The sequence below is a fragment of the Vibrio sp. OPT46 genome (assembly GCF_015163535.1).
In the GTDB taxonomy this organism is placed as follows: Bacteria; Pseudomonadota; Gammaproteobacteria; order Enterobacterales; family Vibrionaceae; genus Vibrio; species Vibrio alginolyticus.
Genome location: NZ_JADDYG010000774.1, coordinates 27,334 through 34,182 on the forward strand (window position 1 = coordinate 27,334; position 6,849 = coordinate 34,182).

The following is a 6,849-nucleotide window of genomic DNA, read 5'->3' on the forward strand; positions in this document are numbered from 1 at the left end:
CTGCTGAAAGTACAACAAGTACAAATCAACGAAGAGAAAGTGCAGCTAACAGCGATTGAAACAAAATAAGCTCGCATTTTTTATAGGTATCTCAATAAAAGAAGGCTTTGGGGAGCACACCAAAGCCTTCATCTCGAACATCAATCTTAGGGGTGATGACACCCGAGTTTATTCTTCTATCAATAAAATACGAGTTTCGTAAGGTCGTAACACTTGATGGTTTGACGCGACTGCGCTCGCTGAGTTTTGATAGTTAGATAGCAAGTTTTTCGCTTTACTCATATCAAAACGTTCTGGCAGAACGCATTCCACCTCTTCTGCGTAGTAGTTATTGATACACAGCAGCGTTTGCTTATCGTTCTGACGAGCGTAAGCGAAAATACGTTTGTGCTCTGGCAGCAGGTCCTCGTAACGGCCATCGGTGATAACTGGAACCTGTTTACGCAGTTCAATCAGACGCTTGTAAAAGTAGAACACCGAGTTCAAATCGGCAACCGCAGCTTCAGCATTGATTTCAGAGTAATTCTGCGCCACTTCAAGCCACGGCGTGCCCTCAGTAAAGCCCGCGTGTTTTGCACTGTTCCATTGCATTGGTGTACGTGAGTTATCACGCGACTTCTGTGCCAAGATCGCCATCATATCGTCATGAGATACACCATCACGGTTGACCATGATGTCGTACATGTTAGTACTTTCAACATCACGATATTGGCTGATTTCGGTATAACCCGGGTTGGTCATGCCGATCTCTTCCCCCTGGTAAACATAAGGTGTGCCTTGCATCATGTGCACTGATGCCGCAAGCATCTTGGCAGATTCAACACGGTATTGCTCGTCGTTACCTAATCGGCTCACAACGCGTGGCTGGTCGTGGTTACACCAGAACAGCGCCCCCCACCCTTTGCCATTTAAGCCCGTTTGCCAATGATTGAAGATCTGTTTTAACTGAATGAAATCAAACGGCGCTTTGGTCCATTTTTCACCATTTGGATAATCGACTTTCAGATGATGGAAGTTGAACACCATGGATAGCTCTTTGCCGTCTAGCGAAGAATATTGCTGGCAGTGATCTAGTGTGGTGGAAGACATTTCACCCACTGTTACGCTGCCGTATTTTTGAAACACAGATTCGCTAATCTCTTGAAGGTATTCGTGCACACGTGGACCATCCGTGTAGAAACGACGACCATCACCAATATCGTCACTTGGAAAATCTTGCTGCTTGGAAATCAGGTTGATAACGTCGAGACGGAAACCATCGACACCTTTGTCTGCCCAGAAGCTGATGACTTCTTTCACTTCTTCACGCACTACTGGGTTTTCCCAGTTTAAGTCCGCTTGCTCTTTAGCAAAAAGGTGCAAATAGTACTGGCCTGTTTTTTCATCCAGCGCCCAAGCGTTACCACCAAACTTAGATTGCCAGTTGTTTGGTTCTACACCATCTACCGGATCTTTCCAAATGTAGTAATCACGGTATGGGCTGTTTTTATCACCCAGTGCGGATTGGAACCACTTGTGTTCTGTCGACGTGTGGTTCACTACAATGTCCATGATAATACGAATGCCCAACTGATGCGCTTCTGCTAGCAAAGTATCGAAATCTTCCATAGTGCCGAACTCAGGGTTGATCGAGTAGTAATCGGATATGTCATAACCGTTGTCGATCATTGGTGATTGGTAAACCGGCGTCAGCCAAATCGCATCCACACCAAGATGCTTAAGATAATCCAGCTTAGAAATGATCCCTTTGATGTCGCCCGTGCCTTTACTGCCACTGTCACAAAAGCTTTTTGGGTAAATTTGATAGATGGTTGCGGTTTTCCACCAGCTCTCATCATGCTTGGTCATAGCCATTTCTAACACTCACTTACCAGTAATCGGAAACTTAAAATTTGAAAAGAAAAATAGGAGGAGGCAGCCAAGTCACTGCCTCAAATAGAATTACGCGTTTGCAGGCTCAAGCTCACCTTTGGCTTGTGCACGCTTATAAAGAATTAACGTTAATGCAGCAGGTACCAGCATTGCGACTAACATAGCCAAAGCAAAAATGCCCCAGAACTGCGGTTGGATAGATAAGATGCCCGGCAAACCGCCCACACCGATACCGTTCGCCATTACGCCCGCACTACCACAAATAGCAGCAGCACACGCACTACCGATCATCGCGCTCAGCATTGGGAACTTGTATTTCAAGTTGATGCCGTACATCGCCGGCTCGGTCACACCAAGGTAAGCAGAGATAGCCGCAGGTACTGAGATATCACGCTCGCCATGTTTTTTACTGATGATAATGATGCCGACGACCGCAGACGCTTGAGCAATATTTGAAAGCGCAATCAGAGGCCAAATTGGCGTGCCGCCTAGCTCTTGCATTAATTGAAGGTCAACCGCGTTGGTGGTGTGGTGAATACCAGTAATGACCAATGGCGCGTATAGGAAGCCGAAGATGGTTGAGCCAATCATTGCGAAGTCACCCGTCATGGCTGCTTTTGCTGCGAAAGCAACGCCGTCACCCAACATACGACCGAATGGACCAATGATAGAGTGCGCAAGAATCACAGACACAATGATTGAGACAAACGGCACGACCACTAGGTAAAGGTAAGACGGAATGATGCGTTTTAAGTTGGTTTCAATAAACGCCAGAGCCATACCAGCAAGCATTGCTGGAATCACTTGCGCCTGATAGCCCACTTTTTCGATGGCGAATAAGCCAAAATCCCACACTTCGGGTACTTGCTTACCAATCAGGTAGGCGTTCATCAACTGCGGCGAAACCAATGTTACACCAAGCGTGATACCCAGAATCGGAGTACCGCCGAGCTTTTTCACTGTCGACCAACACACGCCAACTGGTAGGAAGAAGAAGATCGCCTCACCAATCAGCCATAAGAAAGAGTGTACCGTTGCCCAAAACTGGCTGATTTCCGTTAGCGTTTGACCATCAAACATCTTGATGTCGCCAATCACGTTACGGAAACCAAGGATCAGACCACCGGTGATGATCGCTGGTAGCAGTGGTACAAAGATTTCTGCAAGGTGGGAAATACCACGCTCAACGATATTCATGTTTTGACGAGCAGCGTTCTTCGCTTCGTCTTTGCTGGCTTCACTTTTACCCGTCAGTCCGATCAGTACCTTGTAAACTTCATCCACTTCAGTACCGATAACCACTTGGAACTGGCCTGCGTTGGTAAAACAGCCCTTCACCATCGGTAATGTTTCTAACTGTTTCGTATCTGCTTTGTCCGTATCATTTAGAACAAAACGCAAGCGAGTTAAACAGTGACTTACACTGGCAATGTTGTCCGGCCCCCCGACCAGCTCAATAAGACGCTCCACGTCTTTACGCGCAATCTTACTCATAACTTTGTCCACCCTGTATTGGATACATTCGATTCATCATTTTGTTTTTATAAATGGGAACATTCCCATTTCTTAATTTTAATATTGCCATTCGAAGACAAAAAACAAAATGGGAACAGTCCCATTAATTGAGAGTGATCACAGTATAATTTTAGAGCAGATCGTTTTAGTGTGGGTCAATAAACGATAGGCTGTTGAGTAAAGTGAACCACTTCCTCATCGCCATTTAATTGATTGATCAGCATGTTAGCGGACTTCTCACCTGCAAGGGTATAACCGGGGTCGACACTAAATACTTTAGGGAAAAGGAAAGAGAGCAATTCATTACCACCAACACCTGTCACAACCACATCTTCACGGCCTAACTCTTGAAGACGCTTAATCACGCCCAACGCGATGGTGTCACTGGCGCACACGATGGCCTGAGTGTCAGATTGAAGGACTTTGTCTACCAACTGATAAGCACTTTCATGGCTCAACTTACCCGTCTGGAAACAAGGTGTAATTTGTTTGCGTTGACACCAAGCTTTATAAGCATTTAGACGAGCTAAGCCAGTGGTTTTGTCTTCAGGGTCAACACCAATATAAGCAATGCGAGATAAAGATTGCTGCTCAAGATGAGACAAAGCCATGTCTATCACACCTTGGTTGTCGTAGTTGATCGAAGAAACCATTTGCGTGTCCATCGCGATCACGACGATACGATTACCCCACTCCGCCAATGCTCGCTCATCACATCCAGTAAAACCAAACACGATCACCCCATCGACGTTGCGACGTCTAAGCACATCCAAATGCTCATTGGTTTTATCGCGATCGAATTGGCTCTCCATGATCACCGCATCATAACCAGCGGAATACAAAGCATTGAGCATGGTACCAACGGCGCGATTTTCTGATGGTGAGTCTAAACGGGAGATGATAACCCCAATGACTTTTTGGCTGCCACCACGCATCGACTGCGCCGACTTTGATGGGACGTAGCCTGATTCACGAATGATTTGCTCTACCTTCTCTCGCGTTTGGGGTTTCACTTTTGGATCGTTAGTAAGCACACGGCTTACTGTCGATTTGCCCACGCCTGCCAATTTTGCGATATCAAGAATGGTGAGTTTTTTGCTCATAAGTGTTCAGATTAAAAGAAGGAATCAAACAAAAGGGAAGCAGTGGCTTCCCTTATCTCAGTCAGTAATGAATATTACTTGTTTAAGTACGCAGGCACATCTGCAATGCTATCCAATACTACCGTTGCAATGGCTTCGCCCTGTTCCGTTACTGGCTTACCAGTGCGAACCAAAATCTTAGTGCCAACGCCTGCCGCTTCTGCTGCCATCATGTCTTCAGCTTTATCGCCGATCATCACAGATTTCTCCATGTCGATCTTCAAGAAGTCACGCGCAGAAATGAACATACCTGGTTTTGGCTTACGGCACTCACAATCTTGCTTGTACTCGCCAATGCCATGTTCTGGATGATGTGGACAGTAATAGATACCATCGAACTCAACACCATTATCAGCAAAGTTCCAATCCATCCATTGAGTCAGAGACAAGAAACGGTCTTCACTGAATTTACCGCGTGCGATGCCCGATTGATTCGTCACTAACACTAGAAGGTAGCCTTTATCTTTTAGCGCTTTCGTCGCTTCAAATACACCATCAATGTACTCAAAATCATGTTCGTCATGAACGTAGCCGTGGTCAACGTTTATCACGCCATCACGATCGATAAAAACAGCAGGTTTTGCCAAAACGTATTTCTCTATTAACTCGGTTTAATCAGATTATTACATACCTTATAAACTTCAACACTATCTAATTCATTCTAGGCCTCGACAAAACGGTTGATTTGTTGGGCAAGAATCGGTAAATCTGAGGGTGCCCTGCCGTCTACCTCCTCCTTTCTATCTATACATCTCCGTTTCGAAACAGAACATCCATACATTTAGACGTCTAGACGTAAAAATATCTATTGACTTCATTCTGCTTAACCCATAGCATCAACTGAAAATTGAGATAAAGCTCAACATTAAGTTCTGTCAAAGGCCGTTTTTGACAGCGAAGTTCCCCGTATCTTTGGGCAGGTTGAAACATGATAGAAATAAAAAACGTCAATAAAGTGTTCTACCAAGGCAGTAAGGAAATCCTTGCCCTGAAAGACATTAACCTACACATCGACAAAGGCACCATCTTTGGTGTTATCGGTTCATCAGGTGCTGGTAAAAGTACGCTGATTCGCTGCGTAAACATGTTAGAAGCGCCGACCTCTGGTTCCATCATCGTTGATGGTGTGGATCTAACCAAACTCAGCAAAAAACAACTAGTCGAAACACGCCGTAACATTGGCATGATCTTCCAGCACTTTAACCTGCTTTCGTCTCGTACTGTGTTTGATAATGTAGCACTGCCACTAGAACTGGCAGGTAAAGACAAATCGCAAATCACAACAAAAGTAACTGAGTTGCTAAAGCTTGTAGGCTTAGCCGACAAACACGAGAGCTACCCATCTAACTTAAGTGGCGGCCAAAAACAGCGTGTGGCAATTGCTCGTGCATTGGCATCCGATCCTAGCGTGCTGCTTTGTGATGAGGCCACTAGTGCGCTAGACCCGGCAACAACTCAATCTATCCTTGAGTTATTGAAAGAGATCAACCGCAAACTCAACATCACGATTTTACTTATCACTCACGAAATGGAAGTCGTAAAAAGTATCTGTCACGAAGTAGCAATCATCGGTGGTGGTGAGCTGGTGGAAAAAGGCACCGTTGGCGATATTTTTGCGCACCCTAAGACAGAGCTAGCGCACCAATTCATTCGCTCAACGCTGGATCTTTCCATTCCTGAAGATTACCAAGCTCGTCTGCAAGCAGAGCGTGTTGATGGCAGCTACCCGTTGGTTCGCTTAGAGTTTACTGGCGCAACCGTCGATGCACCGTTAATGTCGCAAATTTCTCGTAAATACAATATTGATGTGAGTATTTTGAGTTCCGACCTTGATTACGCTGGTGGCGTGAAATTCGGCATGATGGTCGCAGAGCTATTTGGTAACGAAGAAGATGACAACGCAGCTCTTGAATACCTGCGTAAGCACAACGTAAAAGTAGAGGTACTTGGTTATGTCCTTTAATACGATTTCTGAATGGCTGAGCTTAAACAGCAAACTACTTTTAGGTGCAACGTGGGAAACGCTTTACATGGTTGCGGTTGCCGGATTAGTCGGCTTTGCTGTGGGTATTCCATTAGGCGTAATCCTCCATATTACTAAGAAAGGCGGCCTACTTGAAAACACCAAACTAAATAGCGGCTTAGGCGCTATCGTTAACATTGGTCGTTCTGTGCCATTCCTCGTACTGATGGTTGCGATTATTCCAGTGACAAAAATGCTAGTTGGAACCTTTATCGGTACAACCGCAGCAATCGTCCCACTGACTATTGGCGCCATTCCTTTTGTCGCTCGTCTTATTGAAGGTGCTTTATTAGAAGT

General features: G+C 45.4%; 5 protein-coding genes and 1 pseudogene. 2 read left to right on the plus strand and 4 right to left on the minus strand.

Going from position 1 to position 6,849, the window contains the following annotated elements:
- Positions 1-168: 168 nt before the first annotated feature.
- The 4 genes from treC to gmhB all read right to left on the minus strand — a co-directional run bounded on the left by treC (position 169) and on the right by gmhB (position 5,116).
- Positions 169-1,854, minus strand: coding sequence for an alpha,alpha-phosphotrehalase (gene treC / locus IQR33_RS27375; RefSeq protein WP_054576933.1), 1,686 nt, complete (start codon positions 1,852-1,854; stop codon positions 169-171).
- An 87-nt stretch (positions 1,855-1,941) separates the two neighbouring features.
- Complete coding sequence (gene treB, locus IQR33_RS27380) at positions 1,942-3,366, minus strand: PTS trehalose transporter subunit IIBC (RefSeq protein WP_005383602.1); 1,425 nt, start codon at positions 3,364-3,366, stop codon at positions 1,942-1,944.
- 176 nt (positions 3,367-3,542) lie between these two features.
- A complete protein-coding gene (gene treR / locus IQR33_RS27385) occupies positions 3,543-4,490 on the minus strand; it encodes a trehalose operon repressor TreR (RefSeq protein ID WP_085569903.1) in 948 nt (315 codons plus the stop codon).
- Positions 4,491-4,564: 74 nt separating this feature from the next.
- Entirely contained in the window at positions 4,565-5,116 is a 552-nt protein-coding gene (gene gmhB, locus IQR33_RS27390; protein WP_005381961.1) for a D-glycero-beta-D-manno-heptose 1,7-bisphosphate 7-phosphatase, read from the minus strand.
- A gap of 341 nt (positions 5,117-5,457) precedes the next feature.
- On the opposite strand from gmhB, the gene metN reads away from it, so the two are divergent.
- Together metN and IQR33_RS27400 are read left to right on the plus strand one after the other, a co-directional pair.
- The gene (gene metN, locus IQR33_RS27395) at positions 5,458-6,492 is read left to right on the plus strand and encodes a methionine ABC transporter ATP-binding protein MetN (RefSeq protein ID WP_005381962.1); all 1,035 of its coding nucleotides are present in this window, start codon (positions 5,458-5,460) and stop codon (positions 6,490-6,492) included.
- Positions 6,482-6,849, plus strand: a pseudogene (locus IQR33_RS27400) (methionine ABC transporter permease); the annotation flags it as partial. The gene metN and the pseudogene IQR33_RS27400, both read left to right, overlap by 11 nt.

Excerpts from the sequence above, each read along its gene's own strand:
- treR (WP_085569903.1), bottom strand. The coding sequence starts at position 4,490 with ATGAGCAAAAAACTCACCATTCTTGATATCGCAAAATTGGCAGGCGTG.
- metN (WP_005381962.1), top strand. The coding sequence starts at position 5,458 with ATGATAGAAATAAAAAACGTCAATAAAGTGTTCTACCAAGGCAGTAAG.
- treB (WP_005383602.1), bottom strand. The coding sequence starts at position 3,366 with ATGAGTAAGATTGCGCGTAAAGACGTGGAGCGTCTTATTGAGCTGGTC.
- treC (WP_054576933.1), bottom strand. The coding sequence starts at position 1,854 with ATGGCTATGACCAAGCATGATGAGAGCTGGTGGAAAACCGCAACCATC.